The organism is Mesorhizobium sp. M1006 (genome assembly GCF_040318825.1).
Classification (GTDB): domain Bacteria; phylum Pseudomonadota; class Alphaproteobacteria; order Rhizobiales; family Rhizobiaceae; genus Mesorhizobium.
The window spans coordinates 141,531-160,444 of record NZ_JAMYMZ010000002.1; the positions used below are offsets into that span (position 1 = coordinate 141,531).

Below are 18,914 nucleotides of genomic sequence, written 5' to 3' on the forward strand. Positions count from 1 at the left end.
CTGATGATCACACCTTCAATGGGCACCAAAGGTTTGCGCGTAGATCGCCTCGATTCTTCCTGCCTCGTCACTGGTCAGCGCGGCGAATTCCTTCTCGCGCGCGCGGTTCGATAGATGGCCATCATTCTGGTGAAGAAAACGGAAGAGCAGATCGGTCAACCGCTCGGGCATGTCGATAAAGGCGTCCACCTGCTGCCGGAACTGATCGTAGCGCTGCAGAAATGCGGTTTCCTCGGGAAGGTCCCGTTCGATCGTCCGCTGAACGCAAGCATAGAGGAATTCGGCGTGCGGGGTTGCATCGAAGAACCGGTAGAAATCACCGGTGTCATTCAGCACCCGGACGTTGAATTGCGGCGTCGGTTCCCATTCCACCAACGGCAGAAGGCGCTGCGAATAGCTCTCGAGCACGCCCCTGTACTCGTTGATCTGGTCCAGGATCGCGGCCGAGACGGGAAAGACCACTCCCGGCGGATTGAAGCCGCGCATGGCAAGGACGTGGTGGATTAGGTAGCGGTGAATGCGGCCGTTTCCGTCCTCGAACGGGTGAATATAGACAAAGCCGAAGGCGAGGATTGCGGCGGCTACGACTGCATCAAGCTTTTGCGCGGGGCCCTGATCGAACGCCGCCATTCCATCGATTAGCCGCGGCAGGTCCTCGGGCCGAGCGCTGATGTGATCGGGCAAGGGCGTACCGTTGTCTCGATCATGCTCACCGACGAAACCTCCTTCTTTTCGGAAGCCAAGTCTTACGAAACGAGCGTCACCAAGTACAATTCTTTGCAGACGCAGCAGCTCATCGCGATCGATCGGCCAGCGGCCGGCTTCGCCGATGGCGCGGCCCCAGCGCTGGATGCGATCTTGCGGCGGGTGCTCGCCCTCGATCGCATAGCTTGATCGCGAGTCTTTGAGCAAAAGAAAGGCGGCGGTCCGAGCAAGGAGGTCGCGCGGCACGTCCGCTACGATTGCCTCCGCGCGCCGCGGTAGTTCAAGGCCGATGAATTTTTCGAGAATCTTGGTGCGGAACACCAGAGGGCAGAACTCACGCGTGCCGGGGAGATTGTCCCTTACGCGATAGCGCGAAGCGGTCTTGTCGGGTCCGGGCCACTGCAGCTCGGGATCGACAACCGGAATGTATCGTCCGGCCTCCGCGTCCGGCAGATCGATACGCGCGTCCCTCAGCCATTCATATAAAAACCAGATGCGGCGGGCATAACTGCCGGTCGGGCTTTCACGGACCAGCGCCTCGATCGGCGCGGGACCGGTCACTTGGAACAGCCGCTTGAGGACGGCAAGGTCCAGTCCCTCGTACTTGAGCGCAAAGGTCAGGTGGCCTTCGAGGGTAGGATTTGGGGCATGGCGGGGGGTCATGATCCGCCAGCCATCCCGTTCGGTAATGCGATGATGCTCGCCAGTGGCGAACAACCTACGGGGCAAGGGCGCGGCGAGCCTGTAGGCTCCGATCAGGGCGCTGTACCCGGCCGGGGTCGCCGTTTCAGGAAGGCGGATTTCCTGAAAAACGGTAACAGGACCTGAAAATTGGTGCTGTTGCACCGCAGGCATGAAACGCGAATCCTTCCATTGAATTTTGGTTTAGTCGGCAAAACCTATGAAAAATGATCCTATCCCATGAAAATTGATGCCACAAGACAAATTTTCCGAAAACCGATTCTAAAACAGTGCTGAGGTCGATCAAGCAAGAACTCCGCCACCGGCTCAAGGAAGCGACTTCAGACCAAAAAGGTGAGTCCAGGAACCGCCATTCGCCCGTCTTAGTCACGAGGCCGGCACGGATGGCCCGCCTTACGTCGAGCCGGATTGCTCGAGCGCGCCGTTCGGGGCTCACTCATAGAGCGCTCTGGTGCGCGATCGATAGCCGCGATCACGCTTGCGACTGATCTTGGTGACGTGGCGGCGTCGGAGTAGAAAAGTGATGCAGGATCTCGGTGGCGTCGTGTGTGTGTGACCTGAAGTGAGTTCTCTGCGGTATGAGGGGCGGCACGCAGCGCGCGTCTTCTCGGCAGACAGATCGACGAAGCGGCACCGAAGGGAAGTTCCTGGCATTCATTCTCGCCATCGCTGCCCCAATTTGCCGATCGGACTGCCGATCGATCTCGCCCAATACTTTGCGCGCGCAAGGGCCGAAGCTGAACTGGGCGGCACCTGCTCATTCGGGAGCTGACTCATGCTTGGCGCGCTAGCCCGAGAGAGCTGTGCCTGATCGAATGCGTGAAAACGTAGCTCGGAGTGGAGAGGCTGACGCGGTCATCTGTCACCCGCCTTCGGGCTGTAACGGAAAGCGAGACATCTCTCCAATGCTCGTTCCCCACGTCGAGGGGCCCAGCGGCTTGGCTACGGGGGGGACTGTCAGCTAGTGGCCGCTGGGCCTTGACGACCAGCGACCGTAAGAGGAGGCCCTGTGCTGGCTGACGAAAACTTGCGAGCAAAGCCACGGAAAAGCATCATTCGAACGAACTCTTTCGTCGAGACGAGGAGGGCAGTGAGGCGGTAGCCGCCGCTTTGAAGTTCTCCGGCAGCTGCTACGCTGGTCATTCCGAGGGTCGCAGTTGCGCTTGCGCCGTCATATCAGATAAGTCTAATAAAATAGGCGCCTGGCCATCGAACGCGCCGCGGCGCCCTTGGGTCGGCGCTATTCATCGGGTGGGCATGTCGGGCACGCAAGGGAGGACGAAATGAGACTGGTTCAGTCATTTGCATTTGCTGCTGTGCTGCTTGTTTCGTCTGCATTGTCTGCGGCCGCCCACTCGGCTCGTGAGGACATCGAAGCGGCGTTGGTAAAATTCATGGACGCCTTCAACAGCGGAAACGCAGCAGCGGTAGGTCAAATGTATACCGACGATGCCGCCCTGCTGCCACCCGACGGCAAACGCGTCGATGACCGCAAGGGCGTGGAAGAATTCTGGCAGGGCGCAATCAAGGCCGGGATGAAGAATCTCACCCTGAAGGCGCTGGAAGTGGAAGAGAGCGGGAATCTCGCCTACGAAGTTGGCGCATTTACGCTCGGTGTGCCGAGCAAAGGCGGTGCCCCTTCCACCGTTGCGGGCAAGTACATTGTCGTTTGGAAAAAAGGGGACGACGGGACGTGGCGCCTGCATCGGGACATCTGGAACTTTGGTGCGGCCCAATAGATTCCGCGACCCGTGAGGCCGGCGCGGCTTGCAACAGTTCCAACGAAAGTCCATGGCAATAGTTGATGTGACTGAATTGATTAACAAAATTGAACAGACTTGATGGGTCTGCTCATCGAGTCGGCTCTGGATCTATCGCGCTACCGATCAGGGAGGCGGTAAGATTCGAGCTCAGCAGAACGTCAATTCCGGCTGACCACCACTTGCCGGGACTAGAGCGTTCTCCGGCTCGGCGCGCCGCCGAGGGCTCTTGTTCATTTGGTCGTGGGCAATCCGCGGTTCTCCAAGAACCCGTCCATCTCGTCAAATGCATCTGAGCCGAGACAACTAATTATCATTGGGCAAAGTAGCGGCTCAACGGCTCCAGAAGAAAGCAGCCCCCCGATGCTCGTTCAACATTCGAGCCCGCATCGGGCAAGTCTTTCCACGTCCGGGTACGCCATGCTGCTTCGACCGCCCCTTTCTTCTTGCGGATTTAGGAATTCGAGCTTTTCGGTTGTTCCGATCATCCATTTGGGAAACGACCGATGCCGGCAAGCAAGGTTTTATGGGGCCAGATACTCACCGCCTTTCTGATCGTCGTCGCGACGACATGGGGAGCAACACAGTGGACGGCAGGGCGGCTCGGCTTTCAAAGCCAACTCGGTCCGCCGTGGTTCGAATTGGCTGGACAGCCCGTTTATCCGCCGCCAGCCTTTTTCTGGTGGTGGTTTTTCTACGACGCCTACGCGCCGAAGGTCTTCCTGGAGGGCGCGGCGATTGCGGCGAGCGGAAGCCTCATGGCTATCGTCGCAGCGATCGGGATGTCGCTGTGGCGGGGGCGCGAGGCAAAGGACACCACGACTTACGGCTCGGCGCGCTGGGCGACGCGAGACGAAATCAAGGCCGCTGGGATGATCGGTCAGGATGGGGTGATCCTGGGTATGTTGGGCCGACACTATCTGCGCCACGACGGTCCGGAACACGTGCTATGTTTCGCACCGACCCGAAGCGGCAAAGGCGTCGGCCTGGTGGTGCCGTCACTACTGACCTGGCCGGGTTCGGCAATCGTCCACGACATCAAAGGCGAAAACTGGGAACTGACGGCCGGATGGCGGGCCCGTTTCGGCCAGGTGCTTCTGTTCGACCCGACCAATGCTGGATCAGCAGCCTACAATCCTCTGCTGGAGGTGCGACGGGGCGAGTGGGAAGTTCGAGATGTGCAGAACGTGGCGGATGTCCTGGTCGACCCAGAAGGCACATTGGAACGCCGCAACCACTGGGAGAAGACCAGCCATGCGTTGCTGGTCGGCGCAATACTGCACGTGCTCTATGCGGAGAAAGACAAGACCCTCGCAAGCGTGGCGAACTTCCTTTCCGATCCAGAGCGGCCAATCGAGGCAACGCTGCGCGCCATGATGCTGACGCGGCATTTGGGTGATGCAGGCCCGCATCCCGTCGTTGCGTCGGCTGCTCGGGAACTGCTTAACAAGTCCGAGAACGAGCGTTCCGGCGTGCTCTCGACGGCCATGAGTTTTCTGGGCCTCTACCGCGATCCAGTTGTGGCCAAGGTGACGTCATGCTGTGACTGGCGGATCGCAGACCTTGTCGAGGAGGCACGGCCGACGACGCTTTATCTGGTCGTGCCGCCATCGGACATCAGTCGCACAAAGCCGCTGATCCGACTCGTGCTTAACCAGATCGGCCGCAGGCTCGCCGAAGATCTTCACGCGAAGGATCACCGGCAGCGTCTTTTGATGCTGCTGGACGAGTTTCCCGCGCTTGGCAGGCTCGATTTCTTCGAAAGCGCGCTGGCCTTCATGGCCGGGTATGGCATCAAGTCGTTCCTGATTGCACAATCGCTCAATCAGATCGAGAAGGCCTACGGACCGAACAATTCCATCCTCGACAATTGTCATGTGCGGGTGAGCTTCGCCACGAATGACGAGAGGACGGCCAAGCGCGTCTCAGACTCTCTGGGGACCGCGACCGAGTTGCGCGCCATGAAGAACTATGCGGGGCACAGATTGTCGCCCTGGCTCGGGCATCTGATGGTGTCGCGGCAGGAAACGGCGCGTGCACTGATGACGCCGGGCGAGATCATGCAGCTGCCGCCGACCGAGGCGATCATTATGATCTCGGGCCAGTTCCCAGTCCGTGCGAAGAAGGCACGCTACTTTGCCGACCCGCGTCTTGCCGAGCGCGTCTTGCCGCCACCAAGGACCGGAGGGACAACGCAGAACGCTCGCCCTGACGACTGGACCGACACGACACTTCTTGCTGAGCCGGAAGGCAAATCTCGCAAGCTGAGGCTTGCCAGGGATCAGCAGGACGAGGATCCGGCCAATGGCGGCATTCGCCGCCAGCCCGAGCTTCCCGAACACGAAGACATCGCGCCGGAACGAACGGCACGCTGCGACGATGAGTTCGACCTCGACAGGGACGAGCCCGATGATGACGCCGTTCGTCGCCGCAGTGTCGATCAAGCCATGAGACGCGCAGCTCGTCAGGCCGCCCTTGACCCCAATGATGGCATTGAGCTTTGAGCGCATGAAGAACGCCAAGAAAAGACGTCTGTCTGCCTATCTCGACCCTGACATAATGAGGGCACTGGCGGATTACGCTGGGCGGCGCGAGGTCTCGCTGTCACTGGTCGCCGAGGCTGCGCTCGCGTCGTTCCTGTCGCCGGACGCCGAAGAACGAAAGCAAGCGGCGATCACTCGCCGCCTCGACCAGATCGATCGACGCGTGCAGCGGGTCGAGCGTGACGTCGGAATTGCTATTGAGACGCTAGCATTGTTCGTCCGGTTTTGGCTCAACTCGACTCCAGCCTTGCCGGAATCGGCGCAAGCGGAGGCGCGCGCCAAGGGCTTGCAGCGCTACGACAATTTCGTCGATGCGCTCGGTCGCCGGCTCAGCAAAGGACCAAGGCTCAGGCAGGAAATAGCCGACGATGTCCCGCCAGTGCCGCCAGCGAGCCGATAAGGTGCGTGACGCCAGATTGAAGCGTCTCTCGGGACCGTGATCTTTCCGACGGGTTGGTATCTGCTCGCGCACCGTTCCTAAACGTGCCCACAAAGTTCGGGTGGTGAGCGAGCGGACGTCGTATGTCTGCTTTGCTTCATTCGAGACAACATTAGTCTAATCAGATCAAAACGACTATCGAATCGATTGCGCAAACGTTTCGATGGCACTAGGGTTATTGTATCCGCCAGGACAGAGCGGGTTTAAAGCGCAACATCAGGGAGGAGCGCTTGCGAGTAGCACTCCGTTTGAGCCGCAATGGCAACGATGGTTGAGGTAGCCCTTCGTGCCGGGGTGTCGGTCTCAACGGTGTCACATGTGATCAACCGCACGCGCTTTGTCTCGCCTGCGAAATCGAGAGCCATTAACGAAGCGATTGCTTTGCTTGGATATCAGCCCAATGGGCTGGCGCGTTCCCTCAAGGTCGCTTCAACCAACAGCGTCGGCTTGGCGATTTCGGCGATCTCGAACCCGTATTTCACTGACATCATCTGTGCCGTGGAAGCGGAATGCGCGCGTCTTGGCCTCATGGTTTTCCTTTCCGACACGCAGGACGATCCTGATCGGGAGCTTGCGGTCGTTCGCGCCTTCCATCAACGACGTGTTGACGGCGTTATTTTGGCGCCCTCGGGTGCCCCAGAGCGAGCCACCAATTACCTTGCCGAGAAAATGGTTCCCTGCGTTCTGATCGACCGGTTTGCCGACGAACGATTTGACCAGATCGGCGTTGAGAACCAATCTGCGATGCGCGCTCTTATCGATCACGTCGCATCCTTCGGCCATCAGCGGATTGGGTTCATTGCAGGGCAGCCGGGCCTTGCTACGACTCGCGAACGTATCGATGCGTTCAAGTCAGCTTTGATGGCTAACGGACTTGCCTACGTGTCGGAATATCTGCAGCCAGGGAACGTCGACACGGCGAGCGCTACGGCATCGACCCGCGCGATGTTGTCGTTGCCTTCGCCGCCTACGGCCTTGGTCACCGGCAACAATATGGCGACGATCGGAGCGGTCCGAGCGGTTCGCGAAAAAGGTCTCGAAATACCTCGGGATCTTTCACTTGTCGGCTTTGACGACTTCGAATGGGCCGATTGTTTTGAGCCGCAACTGACCCTTATTGCGCAGCCTTGCGCCGAAATCGGGCGGCAGGCCGCATCGCTGCTTAGCGCCCGAATTGCATCAACGGATACAGAGCCCCGCTCGGTGCGGCTTCAGGCGACGCTGCATACCCGTCAATCCTGCGGGAGGCCGGCATGAGCGCGCCGCTTCTATCGGTGACAGGGGCCGTGAAACGCTTCGGCGGCGTTCAGGCACTACGCGGTGTCGATTTCGATCTCAAGCCAGGCGAGATCCACGCCCTGCTGGGCGAGAACGGCGCCGGCAAATCGACATTGATGAATCTGCTGTCGGGAGTTTACGCACCCGACGAAGGTACAATCCAGATTGACGGCAAGCCGGTGCGGTTCAACAACCCGCGCGAGGCGCAGACGGCCGGAATTGCGACCATTTTTCAGGAGCTTGATCTCGTTCCAACGCTCGATGTGGCGTCAAACCTCTTCCTTGGCCGCGAATTGATGCGCTCGGGCGGACTGCTCGATGTGGCGGGGATGCGCCGCGAAGCTCGCAAGCGTCTGGAAGCTATCGAACTGGCTATCGATCCCGCTGGGCTAGTCGGCGACCTCTCGATAGGGCAACGCCAGGTCGTTGCGATCGTCAAAGCGTTGTCCTATGCGACGCGGGTCTTGATCATGGACGAGCCGACGGCGGCCTTAACGGTGGGCGAGGTCGAGAGGCTGTTCGACATCATGCGCAAGCTCGCCGCCAGTGGCGTCGGCATCGTCTATATCTCCCACCGTCTGGAGGAAGTGCCGCAGATCGCGGACCGGGTGACGGTGATGCGGGACGGACGTGTAGCCGGCATCACCGATCCGCACACACCGCAGGCCGAACTGGTGCGGCTGCTCGTCGGGCGCCCACTGGACGAACTCTATCCCCAGCGCACCACGGCCGTCGGCCGGGCTCTGCTCAGCCTGCGCAATGCCAGCTTCCGGCTAGCGCGCGAAAGCGCCGGCTGGCAGGCCCCGACAGGGCTTTCACTCGAGGTGCATGAAGGCGAGATCGTCGGGCTGGCCGGCATCATGGGGGCAGGGCGCACCGAGCTCTTGAGCGCGCTTTACGGCACCGGCCTTTCCGGCCAATGGGAGGGCGGCGTGGTCATTTCCGGCCGTCCGATCAAGCTTGATTCGATCAGAGCCGCGCGCCTTGCCGGCATCGCCTTCGTCACCGACGACCGCCGTGGCAGTGGCCTAATGCTGAGGATGGCGGTTGGCCTCAACCTCGTCATGTCGGTGATCCGGCGAATATCGCCGGGCGGACTGATGTCGCCGGGCCGCCAGGCCGAGGCGGTGAAACAATCGTTCGGCCAGTTCGACATTCGGCCGAAGAATCCCGACATCGCGGTCGGCGCGCTGTCCGGCGGCAACCAGCAGAAGGTGGTGCTGGCCAAGGAGATACTTGGCAATCCCCGGCTCTTGCTGCTCGACGAGCCGACGCGCGGCGTCGATGTCGGCGCCAAGGGCGAGATCTATCAGCGGCTGCGGCAGTTGGCTGCACAAGGCCTGGGCATCCTAGTTGCCTCCAGCGAAATGCCGGAGCTGATTGGCCTGTGCGACCGCATCGTGGTGCTGCGCCAGGGGCGCAATGTAGCGGAATTCACCGGTGGCGTTGACGAGCACACCGTGATGGCAGCGGCAAATGGCAGGGAGGCGTGATGTCCGAACAGAAGATTTCGGTTGCGAGCGGTCCGGTGCTAGCCGCACCGGCCGCAAAGCATCGCGATCCACTCGCGCTGATCGTGCGCTTCCAAAGCTTGATCGGCCTGGTGCTGGTGGCGATCGGCGGCGTCATCTTCTCGCCCAGGCGCCATGGCGAGATACTGTTCCTTGCGCCCGACAACATGGCCAACATCGTGCGCGCCGTGTCGGAGACCGGCATTATCGCCATCGGCATGACCTTCGTCATTATCACCGCCGGCATCGACCTTTCGGTGGGGGCAGTGCTTGGTCTCTCCAGCGTCGTCACCGCGACGATGATGATCTCCGGCGGCTTCGGGCTTATCCCGACCATTCTCGCGGTGCTGGTAATGGGCACCGTCTTCGGCGTGATCCAGGGCACCATTTCCAGCCGCTTTCGGCTTGAGCCGTTCATCGTCACGCTCGCCGGCCTGCAGGCGGCGCGGGGTCTCGCGCTGGTCGTTTCCGGCAACCAGTACATTAATATTTCCTATGGCGAGGGGCCCGGCTTGGCGCCACCTGTCTTCGCGGTACTGGGCGAGCGCCTGTTCAACAACACAGTGCCGGTGGCGACCATCGTCTTCATCGTCTTCGCCGCTATTGCTACCCTGGTACTGAATACCACGCGCTTCGGCCGCTATGTCTTTGCCGTCGGCGGCAACGAGCGAGCGGCGCGCATTTCGGGCGTTCCTGTCTCTATGGTCAAGATCTCGGTCTATGCCATTACCGGATTTGCCGCCGCCCTTGCCGGCGTCGTGCATGCGGGTCAGTTCAACTTCGGCAGCGCCAATGACGGTATGGGCTATGAGCTCACGGCCATCGCGGCCGTGGTCATCGGCGGCACCAGCCTGTTCGGCGGCGCCGGCTCGATGGTCGGCACCGTTGCCGGCACCATCATGCTCGGCGCGCTCGCCAACATCCTTCAGCTCAACAACATTACCCCCGCCATGCAGCTGCTCGCGACCGCCGCGATCATCGTTGTGGCGGCAGTGCTTCAATCCCTCGTTCGCCGCCGCGAGGGTTTGGGACGATAGGAGGCCGGCGGCAGCATTTGGAAGACCATGAAACCAAGGTCTGGCCATAGGCCCGACGAGGAGGAGAGCAAGCATGACAACGATGGAAAAAGGATCGAGGCGCGCCCTGCAGGTCGCCTTTCTGGCAGGCTCTTGCCTGTGCATGGCGGGTGCTGCCCAAGCGGCCGACCCGATGGTCAAGGCCTGCGCCAAGGACGGCCAGTTCATCATCGGCTTTTCGCAGGCGAACAATGCCGAGCCCTACCGCCAGCATGTCAATGACGAGCTGACCGCGGCGGTCAAGGATGTGCCGCAGTTCACGCTGCAGATCGCCGACGGCGCCGGCAACGTCAACACGCAGACCTCGCAGGTGGACAACTTCATAACCCAGAAAGTTGATCTGCTGTTGATCTCGCCCTTCGAGGCAGCACCCATAACCCCGGCGGTGAAGCGCGCGATGGATGCCGGCATTCCCGTCATCGAACTAGACCGCAAAACGGTAGGCGACCCCGGCAAGGACTACACCGCCTTCATCGGCGGCGACAATTACAAGATCGCGCTCGAAGCGGGCAAATACACCGCAAAGACCCTGCTCCCGGAAGGCGGCGAGGCGGCGGTGCTTGAAGGGCTGCCGAGTTCGACGCCAGCGGTGGAGCGGCTCAACGGCTTCAAGGACGGTGTGAAGGAGAATGCCAAAATCCAAGTGGTGGCCGAGCAGGCCGCCGACTGGGTGCCCGACAAAGCTCAGACCGCCTTTTCCGCCATGCTGCAAGCGCACCCGGACATCAAGGTGCTCTATGCCTCGAACGACATGATGGCGGCGGGTGCGCTGCTCGCAGCCAAGGGCGCGGGCAAGCAGGTCAAGATCATCGGCACTGATGGCCTGCCGGGTCCGGCCGGCGGCATCGAGGCCGTGGCCAAGGGCGACTGGGCGGCAACCTTCACCTACCCGACCGGCGCCAAGGAAGCGATCGAGATGTCGAAAAAGATCCTGCTTGAGTGTGCTTCGTCGGTGGAGCCGACGGTGACGGTGGACACGACCGCGATCACGCCGGAAAATGCCAAGCAGATGACGGGAAACTGAGGGCAGGGCCGACAGCAGAGTTGATACGACAAGGCCCGGGAGTGGGCCTTGTTGTTTTTGTGAGCGAGCCGGCGTGGTCGTCGTCGGTCAAAACTCCGGCTAGAAAAATCCCGGCGGTCGAAGGACGGCACGCAGTTGAGCGCGTAGGCGGCATCAGCCCGTCTCGCTGCGATTTCAGCTGGATCTTGCAAGCAGCCTTGCCACGGGCTCGTTTCCATTTGGTTGGCGCCAGGCACTCGCGGAAAGCGCGAAAAGCGCCTCTATTCGGGAATAAAGCGGTCACGCCGATGACCGCCACCGTCACCGCCGCCGCCCTCTCGAGAAAGACTTCGGCGCTCATGAGGATACCTCGGTCCGCAATCCGGTCGTCATCACCAAAACGGCGGCACGCGCCGTGCTGCTGGCCTACGGGGGTTTTGTCCGGCTGTTGGGCGCGACAGGCGGGTCGAGCTGATAGCGGAGCTCAACAAGGACGATATCGCTGCGGTCGAAGCCTCCGCATGGAGCCGAGTCTCGACCATCTCACGACGAGCTCTCTGAGCCAAAACCAAAGTCGCACAGGTCTTCCGATATTCCTATCTCTGGCATTGGCACACCGGGAAGGCGCGGAGAAGGCGACAAGGACCGGCCCGCTTGGTGCTGGCGCTGGTCGGCCCCCACAAAGCACGTGGACAATACCAGTCTAGCCCTTCGTCGGCGCCAGATGTTGCTTGCTACCTCGCGGCTAGCCTACCGCAGGTCCAGCTGCAACAGGCCGCTATAATCCTCCGTCGCCAGGAAGAAGCCCTCGTCGATCGCCTTGGCTCTGAAAGCGGGATCGTCGCCGAGGTTGCGAAATTCCGGCTTCAATGTGCCTGATGCATCGAAGTAGCGATCTCGAAAGGTCGCCCGGTCAAGCCCGGCATAGTCTTTACCCTGACCTGCGACCGTGCAGGATTTCAGTTCGGTTTGGTCGGCAGCGTCCGCCGGGAAACTCTTCCTTGCAAAATCCATGGGACCGATGCCTGGAGCAATGCTGCGGGGGAATTGCGTGACGCACCGCTTCGTCGCGTCACCCGCAGCGATCGTCAGATCGAAATAGGGAGGCCTCAGCCCCTTGGTCGCGAGGTAGGCAAAGGCACGAATGCGATTGGCTGCCTTCAACGTATCAAGGTCGGTCGTCTCCAGAATGCCGCCATCGATGGTGAGCTTTCCCGACCCGCCAAGTGCGGCAATTTGCTTCTGCAGCCAGTCTGCGTCACGATCGATCCAGGTCAGGAAATCGAGTGGCATCGCTTGCGGCTCCTTCATCTGCGGGTTCATGGATTGAGCGAGGGCCGCCGCAGTGATGAGCATCGCCAGCCCGGCCAGCGCTGCCGTAGAGAGAGGGAAGTTACGCATGTCATGCCTCCGTCCTTCTGCGTTGCCGCGAATCAGTTGTAGTGGTTGCGCGGCTTGATACCGAGCATGTCGCGCAATTGGTTCTCCGTTATGTCGTCAGGCCGCGGCGTTCCGCCGACACCGACGGTCCGCGCTTCCTCGTCCATGGAGGTATGTGGCTTTCCATCAAGCCCGTTGTAGGTGGCTGGACCCATGCCGGAAATCTGTCCCGCCTGGATGTGGGAGGCGTGGATTTGCTCATGGGCGAGCACGATGCCGGGATCGGCCGGGTTTGTCGCGACCGTGCCGGTCGATTTGTCGAACTCGCTCGACGTGCGGATACGGGCTGCCGCCGGATCGTAAGAGATGACCGCTCCTCCCGGTGTCGTCGTCGGATCCTTCGTGTGATCGGCGAGATCGGTTCCGGTGCGGCCGGCCACGTTCTGGATCGTCACCGTTTCTGGGCTGTCGACAATCCTCTTGGTGAGTTCGCGCCCTGTATCCATCCCGGTACCGGGTACGAAGAAGTCCTTGACGTCGAGCCAGGCGCCGTGGAGCCAGCTTTGCGAAACCTCGCCGGTCTTGCTGTCGACTCGGGCAGTCGGGTCTGTGCGTTGGATATCCTCCTCAACTTGCCGCCGATAGGCGGCATCGCCGGCCACGATCTCCTTGAGACCTGTCGGGTCGATATAGGCCATCGGATTATTGTTGGCATATGCGAAGAGATTGCATGATGTGGGGTTGCCGGTGCAGCGCTCAGGATCGCCGACATACAGCGGGTCGGGTGAGACGAAGCGGCCAAGGGCCGGATCGTAGTAGCGGGCACCGAAGTAGTAGAGCCCGGTATCGTCGTCGAGATATTTGCCGGTGAACCGATGGTGGGTTTTTTCGCGCGGCAACTCGCCCGAAATATCCGTCAAGTGATCGGCCCAGGCAGGAGCCAGTACTTCCGGCTTGTGCTCGGTTCCGTATGCGCGATAGAGCATTTGCTCGACCGGGGCGCCGCCCGAGGCGATCACATAGTCGCTGCTCTCGATATGATCCTTGAGGTAATAGAACCATTTACCGGTGCCGTGCTCGAGCCGCACCAACTTGGTCGAGGCAATGTTGACATAGCTCTCTTCGCCCTTTGGGCCGACCTCGAATGTCTCCACTGGATAGAGATAAAGCTGGTCTGGCTTCGATCCGTCCGGAGTAACGATCTTCTTGTATAGGCGTCGACCGGTCTGGTCGTAGCCGTAGAAGACGTCGTTGGTCACGGTTTGCGCTCGGATGAGCCGGCCGTTGATGTCAAAGACAGTGCCGGTAAGGTTCGGCGACGTCGCCAGCTGGCCGAAGCCATCGAAACCATATGGCTTGGACGCGCTGCCGGCCGGAATGAGGCCGGTCGCGCTGGCTGCCGCCGGGACAATCCGTGCTCCGGGATCGAGCTCGTCATTGCGGGCGAAGGTGCCGGCAGGCGAATAGCCGAATTCGGCATGTTTGCCATAGCGATCGATACTCACGAGCTCGTTCTTGAAGTCATAGTGAAAGGTGCCGGAACGGTCGACATGGGTCGCGTCGCCGGCGCCACTGCCCAGCGCATCGACGATCTGTGTGATGGAGCCGTTCGAGTTGAAAGCCATGGTCAAGTCCTGCAGCGGAACGCCTCCCGCTTGCGAGACGATATGCGTCAGGAACAGCGTCGTCGGATCGTAGGTCATCTGCGTGAAGGCGCCGAGCCGGTAGTTGACGCGCTCGACCCGTCCTTCCGGATTGTACGTGATGTTCTCGATCACTTTCTGCGGGCCGGCGAAGTCCGGATGGGATACCGTCACGGAGCGGAGATTCTTGTCCGGTCCGAGCGCGAATTTCGACGTCAGGCCGCGTGGGCCGATCGATGAATCGATCCGGCCATCAAGCGTGTGATGGAAGCGATCGGCATACTTTGCGTGGTTGATCTCCACCTCGTTGGCGGTCATGCGGCCGTTCGCGTTGTAGGCGTAGCGTTCGGCCGCATCGAACAGGCCGTTGGGATCGTGGATGATGACCTCGGTTATTTTATCGAGCGGCAACGCGATCGGCACTTCGAACCCGGCCGCAGAGGCTATCTCGACGCCCCGGTCGTAGCGGTATTCGAGATGGAGGACACCGTCGTCAACCTCTGTGAGCTTGCGGTTAAGGAAGTCGTAGGTGGACGTCTGCACGGAAGCTTCGCCGTTCACGCCGACGCGCGCGATCGCTGATTGCCGCCCGCGCGCGTCGTAGAAGGCGTACCGGTCGCCCATTCCGGGGATCGACTGGAATTCGATGTCGCCGACCGAATTGTAGATCAACCGTCGAGGCGCAGTTTCGCCCGGCAGCCAAATCTCGCTCAAATAGCCGAAGGAATCGCGCACGAAGCGGGAAATTTGCATCACGCCGTCGCCATTGGCGGCGATGAAGCCGGTCACCCCGTTCTCGTTGCTGAGCGAATATTCCTCGCTCCGCACCGTACCATCGAACTGATCGGCATAGGTCGTTATTGTGTGCGTGCCCCAAGGCCCGAAGGTCATCTCGGAAACCTTGCCCGACGGGTAAGACTCACGCACCATGCGGCCCGTTGCGTCGTAGGTATATGTGTTGCCGATTTCGTGATCCGGACGCGGAACGTCGCCCAGCTCGAAGACCTTCTGCAGGTTCAGATCGTCGATACCGCCGAAGCTCCTGACGACGAATGGGGTCCAGCGGAAGACCAGTTTCTCGTTGCGATTGTAGAGCGCGAAGTTGCGGACCCGCACGCCCCCCTCGGCAACGCTTTCCAGGTCGGCGATCTGGTTGCCGCGGGCGTTGTAGGCGGCGAGCTCGGCAATGAATTCGCTTTCGCTTTCCGGAGTTTGGGCAGCGCTTGCGTAACGGCGCTTCGATGTCAAGATCAGTGAGGGCAGGCCGCTCTCGCCGATCTTGTAGCTGTAGAATTTCTCCGCACCGTCGGCTGCCACCTCATGGATCCTACGGCCGAGCGCGTCATAGTCGTTGGTGACGACCATGCCGAGGGGAGTCGTCATCGTTCGCACAGCTCCGGCCCGTGGCCCGTCGTAGGTCATTGACGTGATCTGGTTGAGCTCAGGCGCACCACCCGCCATCTTGGTGTGGCTCATCGGCGAGGTGCCGGTCTGTTCGTAGAGAACGGCCTCTGTCTGCCCAAGGTCGTCCGACAGCGCGGTGGTGTTGCCAAAGACGTCATAGCCCATTCTCTTGGTGAGGGTGCGGGTGGCGTTGCGGAACTGCTCGAGCGACGCCGGCAAGTTGCTGAGGCCGGAAAAGACTTCGAGTGTCCGGGTGCCCATGCGACCGCCCGCGTCGGCTAGATAGGTGAAGCTTTCACGGCTGAGCAGTCGCGTTCCGGTTAGGATACGGCGCTCGGATGCGGCGTTGACAATGCTGAGCGCGGCGAGATCGGCACGCGACTGCGCATACCCGGTCTGGGTGGTGCGGCTAAAGCCCTGAATGGTCAAATCCGCGGGTCCCGGGATATCGCGAACCTGCACAGTTTCCGAGGCGGGCATATTGAATTCGTCGAAATCGGCATACGTCTGGACCTTCACCGGGTCCTTACATTCGGGATCGGCCGGGTCCTGCTGTTCGGCGTCGCCGGCGGAACCGGTCAGCGTCTCCTTGACCTTTCTGAGATAGGACGAGCCGTCGCCACGCGAAAACGTCTCCCACACCGACGACTCACACTTCAACATCATCCCGGTCGTCGGCAGCTTCTGGGTGCGCGTGGCGGTCGACAGCGAGTGCAGCGCCGCCGCCGACGGATCGAGCGTCTCGGTCGTCTCCGCGCTCGCGACGAGCGTCGCCTCGGGCTTCACTTCATAGGTCTTGCGGATCTTCAGTTTGCCGGCGAGGTTCAGGTCAGCCGCCGTTTCCGCGAAGGTGTAATACTGTTCGCGATCGAGGCTTGAGCGCTGCGTGACCCGCTGGCCGGCCGCGTTCTCGTCGCCGTACGCGATCCTCTCGACGTCCGAGAAGCCGATAAAACGGCGATTGATCACATCGTAAAATGGATTGTGGTAGAAATATTCGTCCGTCTGCACTTGGGCGCGAACCTGGCCGGGTATGCCCTGCGACGTGACGAGTTGCTTGGCAACGACAACGGGAAAATGCAGGTTGCGCGTCGGCTGGCCGTTGGCGCGGTCGCGCAGCATCTCGTCGATCGAAGTCGCATAGCGAATGTCGTGCCGGCGGCCGGAATCGAAGTCGACGACCGTGAGCAGGTTGGCCTTGACCAACTGCACCGTGTCGGTGCGGTTGAAGTCAATCACGACGACGGGCTTCACCTCGTCGCCGGACGGCTTCTGGAACACGATGATTTCGCTCTGGCCGTCGCCGTCGATGTCTGCGACGCGCGAAGCGAAGGTCTGCGTCGACGCGCCCAGTTGAACCCGCAGATTGAGCGCGATGCTGAGCGGATCCTTCAGGTAGGTCCCGTCGCCGAAGCCGAGCCAGACGCGCATCTGGTCAGTGCGCTCGCCCATCGACGCGAAATCGATGATGCCGTCGCCGTTGGCGTCGATGTACCACATTGTGGCGAGGTTATCGCCGGGCTGCATGCCGCCAATCTTCGAGAAGCTGCCGTGACCGCAGACCGGATCGTTGATCGCGGCGTCGCCAAACAGCAGCGCATTCGGGTCCTTCGAGAACATGTCGCCCTGGTTCTCATAGAGGCAGAAGCCCTGGTCAGCCGGGCGGATGACGACGAGATCGGGCAGCCGGTCGCCATTGATGTCGACCATCCGCACATTGTTGCGGCCGAGTATCTGGCCGTCCTGACTGTTGAATGGGAACGCTTTGGTAAGCGCTCCGAAATTGACGTTGTAACCCCCATCGGCCTGCCGCCGGGTGAGATTGAGAAATATCCGCCATTCCGTGCGGCCATCAGCATTGAGGCGCGTCGTGACGATGTCGGACAGGCTGTCCATATTAACGTCGGCGAAGCGGCCGTTGCCGCCCGCGAATGTCGTTGGCGAGACGCCGGGCAGCGGGATCGAGCGGCCGAGATAAGGGAAGGTCCCGTCGGCTTTGCCGTCATAGACGTGCATCAGCCCGTCTTCGATTTCGACGATATCGACGAAGCTGTCGCCCAGGATGTCGGCAAAAGCGAAGCGATTGTCGGTGAGCCGGGGGGCGATCTGGCGCATTAGTCCAGCCTCGGTCGGACGCGACAGCACGAGTTGGCTGGTGTCGCCGAAGGCGCTGTTCAGGTCGCCGCTTCCGAGATGCACCGTCGCGCCGTCATCCTTGGTCTGCACGATGTCGACCAGTGCATCCATGTTGAGGTCGGCCAATTCGAAATTCTGCGGCGGGATGTCGCCGGCGAACGCCATTTTCGGCGCTTCGAACACGACGGGGCGCGACGCCAGTTCGGCGCTTGTCCACGACGAATAGCCGAAATGGATGTCCGGGAACTTCAGCGTCGATTGCGCCAGCGCCTCGCCGCCGGTGTCACCATACCGGTAGAGCACGCGCAGCTGGTCGAGCACATTGACCGACTGCGCGTCGATGAGCGGCGTGAGGTCGGCCTGAGCCTTCGCCAGGCAGTCCGGATGCGCCCGGACGACGAACTTCGACGTGTCACTGGTATCACGGCCGACATATCCCATGCACCATTGGGCGTAGACGGTGTCTTTGAACTTGGCCGTCACCTTGCCGTAGAGCCGGGCGTTCTCCTGTTTGCTGCCATTGGTGTGGCTTACGAGCGTCGATTGCGTCTCGATCAGCTCGAACTGATAGCTGCTCTGACCGCCGGCGAAGCTGGCCTTTGTCAGGTAGCTGCGTCCACCGAAACGCTGGTACTCGTAGCGGATGGCTTCGCGGTTGGCATTGAGCTGCAGCACCAGGGGCCATTTCGTGACATAGGGCGCGGCTACATCGAAATTGCCCTCTGCCACGGAGGAATCGCCGCTGAAGATCAGCCGTGTTCCGTTGGCGTTGATCACCTCGAAACCGGAGGAGATGGTGTCGGTGTGTAGGCCGCCCGTCAGGTCGAGCGAAAGGACGTCGAACGCGCCAGTGTGGTAGAGGATCTTGACGAAATCCTCGGCATATTCGGGCTTGTACTCCCAGACGCCGTTCTGGTTGCCGAGGAAGATGAGCCGCGCGCCCATATACGACAGGCGGGAGAAGAAATCGCCGCCTGGCTTGGTGCCGGGCACGGCCGTGCCGAGATCGTCATTGACGGCGATCGCCTGGGTATTGAACTGCCAGCCGATACCGAGCCCGTTGCCGGTATCGCCCGCGAACTGGCTGTAGGTGAGGCTCAGTTGCGGCCCGAACTGGCCGCGCGTCGGCAGGGTGGGTAGCGGCACGGTGAAGTTCGCCGATCCCGTATTGTTGTTCAGCGTGAAGCTGCCTTCCTCCTGCGTGACAGTGCCGCCCGCAGCGGGCAACTGCACAATCGACGTCGCAGATTTGTCTTCGGCGCGGGCCGGTGAGCCGAGTACTGCGGCGCCAGCGGCCAGGGCTGCGAGGGCGGTAAGGGTCTTTATGAACATGG

General features: G+C 61.1%; 10 protein-coding genes. 7 read left to right on the plus strand and 3 right to left on the minus strand.

Annotated elements, in window-relative coordinates; genetic code table 11:
- Positions 1 to 15: 15 nt before the first annotated feature.
- Positions 16 to 1,560, minus strand: coding sequence for a Fic family protein (locus NKH60_RS02380; protein ID WP_352470527.1), 1,545 nt, complete (start codon positions 1,558 to 1,560; stop codon positions 16 to 18).
- A gap of 1,130 nt (positions 1,561 to 2,690) precedes the next feature.
- On the opposite strand from NKH60_RS02380, the gene NKH60_RS02385 reads away from it, so the two are divergent.
- The 7 genes from NKH60_RS02385 to NKH60_RS02415 all read left to right on the plus strand — a co-directional run bounded on the left by NKH60_RS02385 (position 2,691) and on the right by NKH60_RS02415 (position 11,038).
- Complete coding sequence (locus NKH60_RS02385; RefSeq protein WP_352502912.1) at positions 2,691 to 3,146, plus strand: YybH family protein; 456 nt, start codon at positions 2,691 to 2,693, stop codon at positions 3,144 to 3,146.
- A gap of 527 nt (positions 3,147 to 3,673) precedes the next feature.
- On the plus strand, positions 3,674 to 5,671 hold the full coding sequence (locus tag NKH60_RS02390; protein WP_352612568.1) for a conjugal transfer protein TraG: 1,998 nt from the start codon (positions 3,674 to 3,676) through the stop codon (positions 5,669 to 5,671).
- 4 nt (positions 5,672 to 5,675) lie between these two features.
- Positions 5,676 to 6,110 carry a CopG family transcriptional regulator gene (locus NKH60_RS02395; RefSeq protein WP_352502910.1) on the plus strand — a complete coding sequence of 145 codons (435 nt, stop codon included), beginning with the start codon at positions 5,676 to 5,678 and terminating at the stop codon, positions 6,108 to 6,110.
- Positions 6,111 to 6,407: 297 nt separating this feature from the next.
- Entirely contained in the window at positions 6,408 to 7,406 is a 999-nt protein-coding gene (locus NKH60_RS02400) for a LacI family DNA-binding transcriptional regulator (protein WP_352502909.1), read from the plus strand.
- Complete coding sequence (locus NKH60_RS02405) at positions 7,403 to 8,920, plus strand: sugar ABC transporter ATP-binding protein (protein WP_352502908.1); 1,518 nt, start codon at positions 7,403 to 7,405, stop codon at positions 8,918 to 8,920. Before NKH60_RS02400 ends, NKH60_RS02405 begins: the two co-directional genes overlap by 4 nt.
- Positions 8,920 to 9,975 carry an ABC transporter permease gene (locus NKH60_RS02410; RefSeq protein WP_352502907.1) on the plus strand — a complete coding sequence of 352 codons (1,056 nt, stop codon included), beginning with the start codon at positions 8,920 to 8,922 and terminating at the stop codon, positions 9,973 to 9,975. The genes NKH60_RS02405 and NKH60_RS02410 overlap by 1 nt, the downstream gene beginning before the upstream one ends.
- Before the next feature lie 73 nt (positions 9,976 to 10,048).
- The gene (locus NKH60_RS02415) at positions 10,049 to 11,038 is read left to right on the plus strand and encodes a substrate-binding domain-containing protein (protein WP_352470518.1); all 990 of its coding nucleotides are present in this window, start codon (positions 10,049 to 10,051) and stop codon (positions 11,036 to 11,038) included.
- A 729-nt stretch (positions 11,039 to 11,767) separates the two neighbouring features.
- Here the strand turns inward: NKH60_RS02415 and NKH60_RS02425 are convergent.
- Both NKH60_RS02425 and NKH60_RS02430 read right to left on the minus strand, forming a co-directional pair.
- Entirely contained in the window at positions 11,768 to 12,418 is a 651-nt protein-coding gene (locus tag NKH60_RS02425; protein WP_352502906.1) for a hypothetical protein, read from the minus strand.
- A 32-nt stretch (positions 12,419 to 12,450) separates the two neighbouring features.
- The gene (locus NKH60_RS02430; protein ID WP_352870998.1) at positions 12,451 to 18,912 is read right to left on the minus strand and encodes an RHS repeat-associated core domain-containing protein; all 6,462 of its coding nucleotides are present in this window, start codon (positions 18,910 to 18,912) and stop codon (positions 12,451 to 12,453) included.
- Positions 18,913 to 18,914 lie beyond the last annotated feature (2 nt).

Bases quoted from the DNA above. Each gene is read 5' to 3' on its own strand.
- NKH60_RS02380 (WP_352470527.1), bottom strand. From the start codon at position 1,560: ATGCCTGCGGTGCAACAGCACCAATTTTCAGGTCCTGTTACCGTTTTT.
- NKH60_RS02385 (WP_352502912.1), top strand. From the start codon at position 2,691: ATGAGACTGGTTCAGTCATTTGCATTTGCTGCTGTGCTGCTTGTTTCG.
- NKH60_RS02390 (WP_352612568.1), top strand. From the start codon at position 3,674: ATGCCGGCAAGCAAGGTTTTATGGGGCCAGATACTCACCGCCTTTCTG.
- NKH60_RS02395 (WP_352502910.1), top strand. From the start codon at position 5,676: ATGAAGAACGCCAAGAAAAGACGTCTGTCTGCCTATCTCGACCCTGAC.
- NKH60_RS02400 (WP_352502909.1), top strand. From the start codon at position 6,408: ATGGCAACGATGGTTGAGGTAGCCCTTCGTGCCGGGGTGTCGGTCTCA.
- NKH60_RS02405 (WP_352502908.1), top strand. From the start codon at position 7,403: ATGAGCGCGCCGCTTCTATCGGTGACAGGGGCCGTGAAACGCTTCGGC.
- NKH60_RS02410 (WP_352502907.1), top strand. From the start codon at position 8,920: ATGTCCGAACAGAAGATTTCGGTTGCGAGCGGTCCGGTGCTAGCCGCA.
- NKH60_RS02415 (WP_352470518.1), top strand. From the start codon at position 10,049: ATGACAACGATGGAAAAAGGATCGAGGCGCGCCCTGCAGGTCGCCTTT.
- NKH60_RS02425 (WP_352502906.1), bottom strand. From the start codon at position 12,418: ATGCGTAACTTCCCTCTCTCTACGGCAGCGCTGGCCGGGCTGGCGATG.
- NKH60_RS02430 (WP_352870998.1), bottom strand. From the start codon at position 18,912: ATGTTCATAAAGACCCTTACCGCCCTCGCAGCCCTGGCCGCTGGCGCC.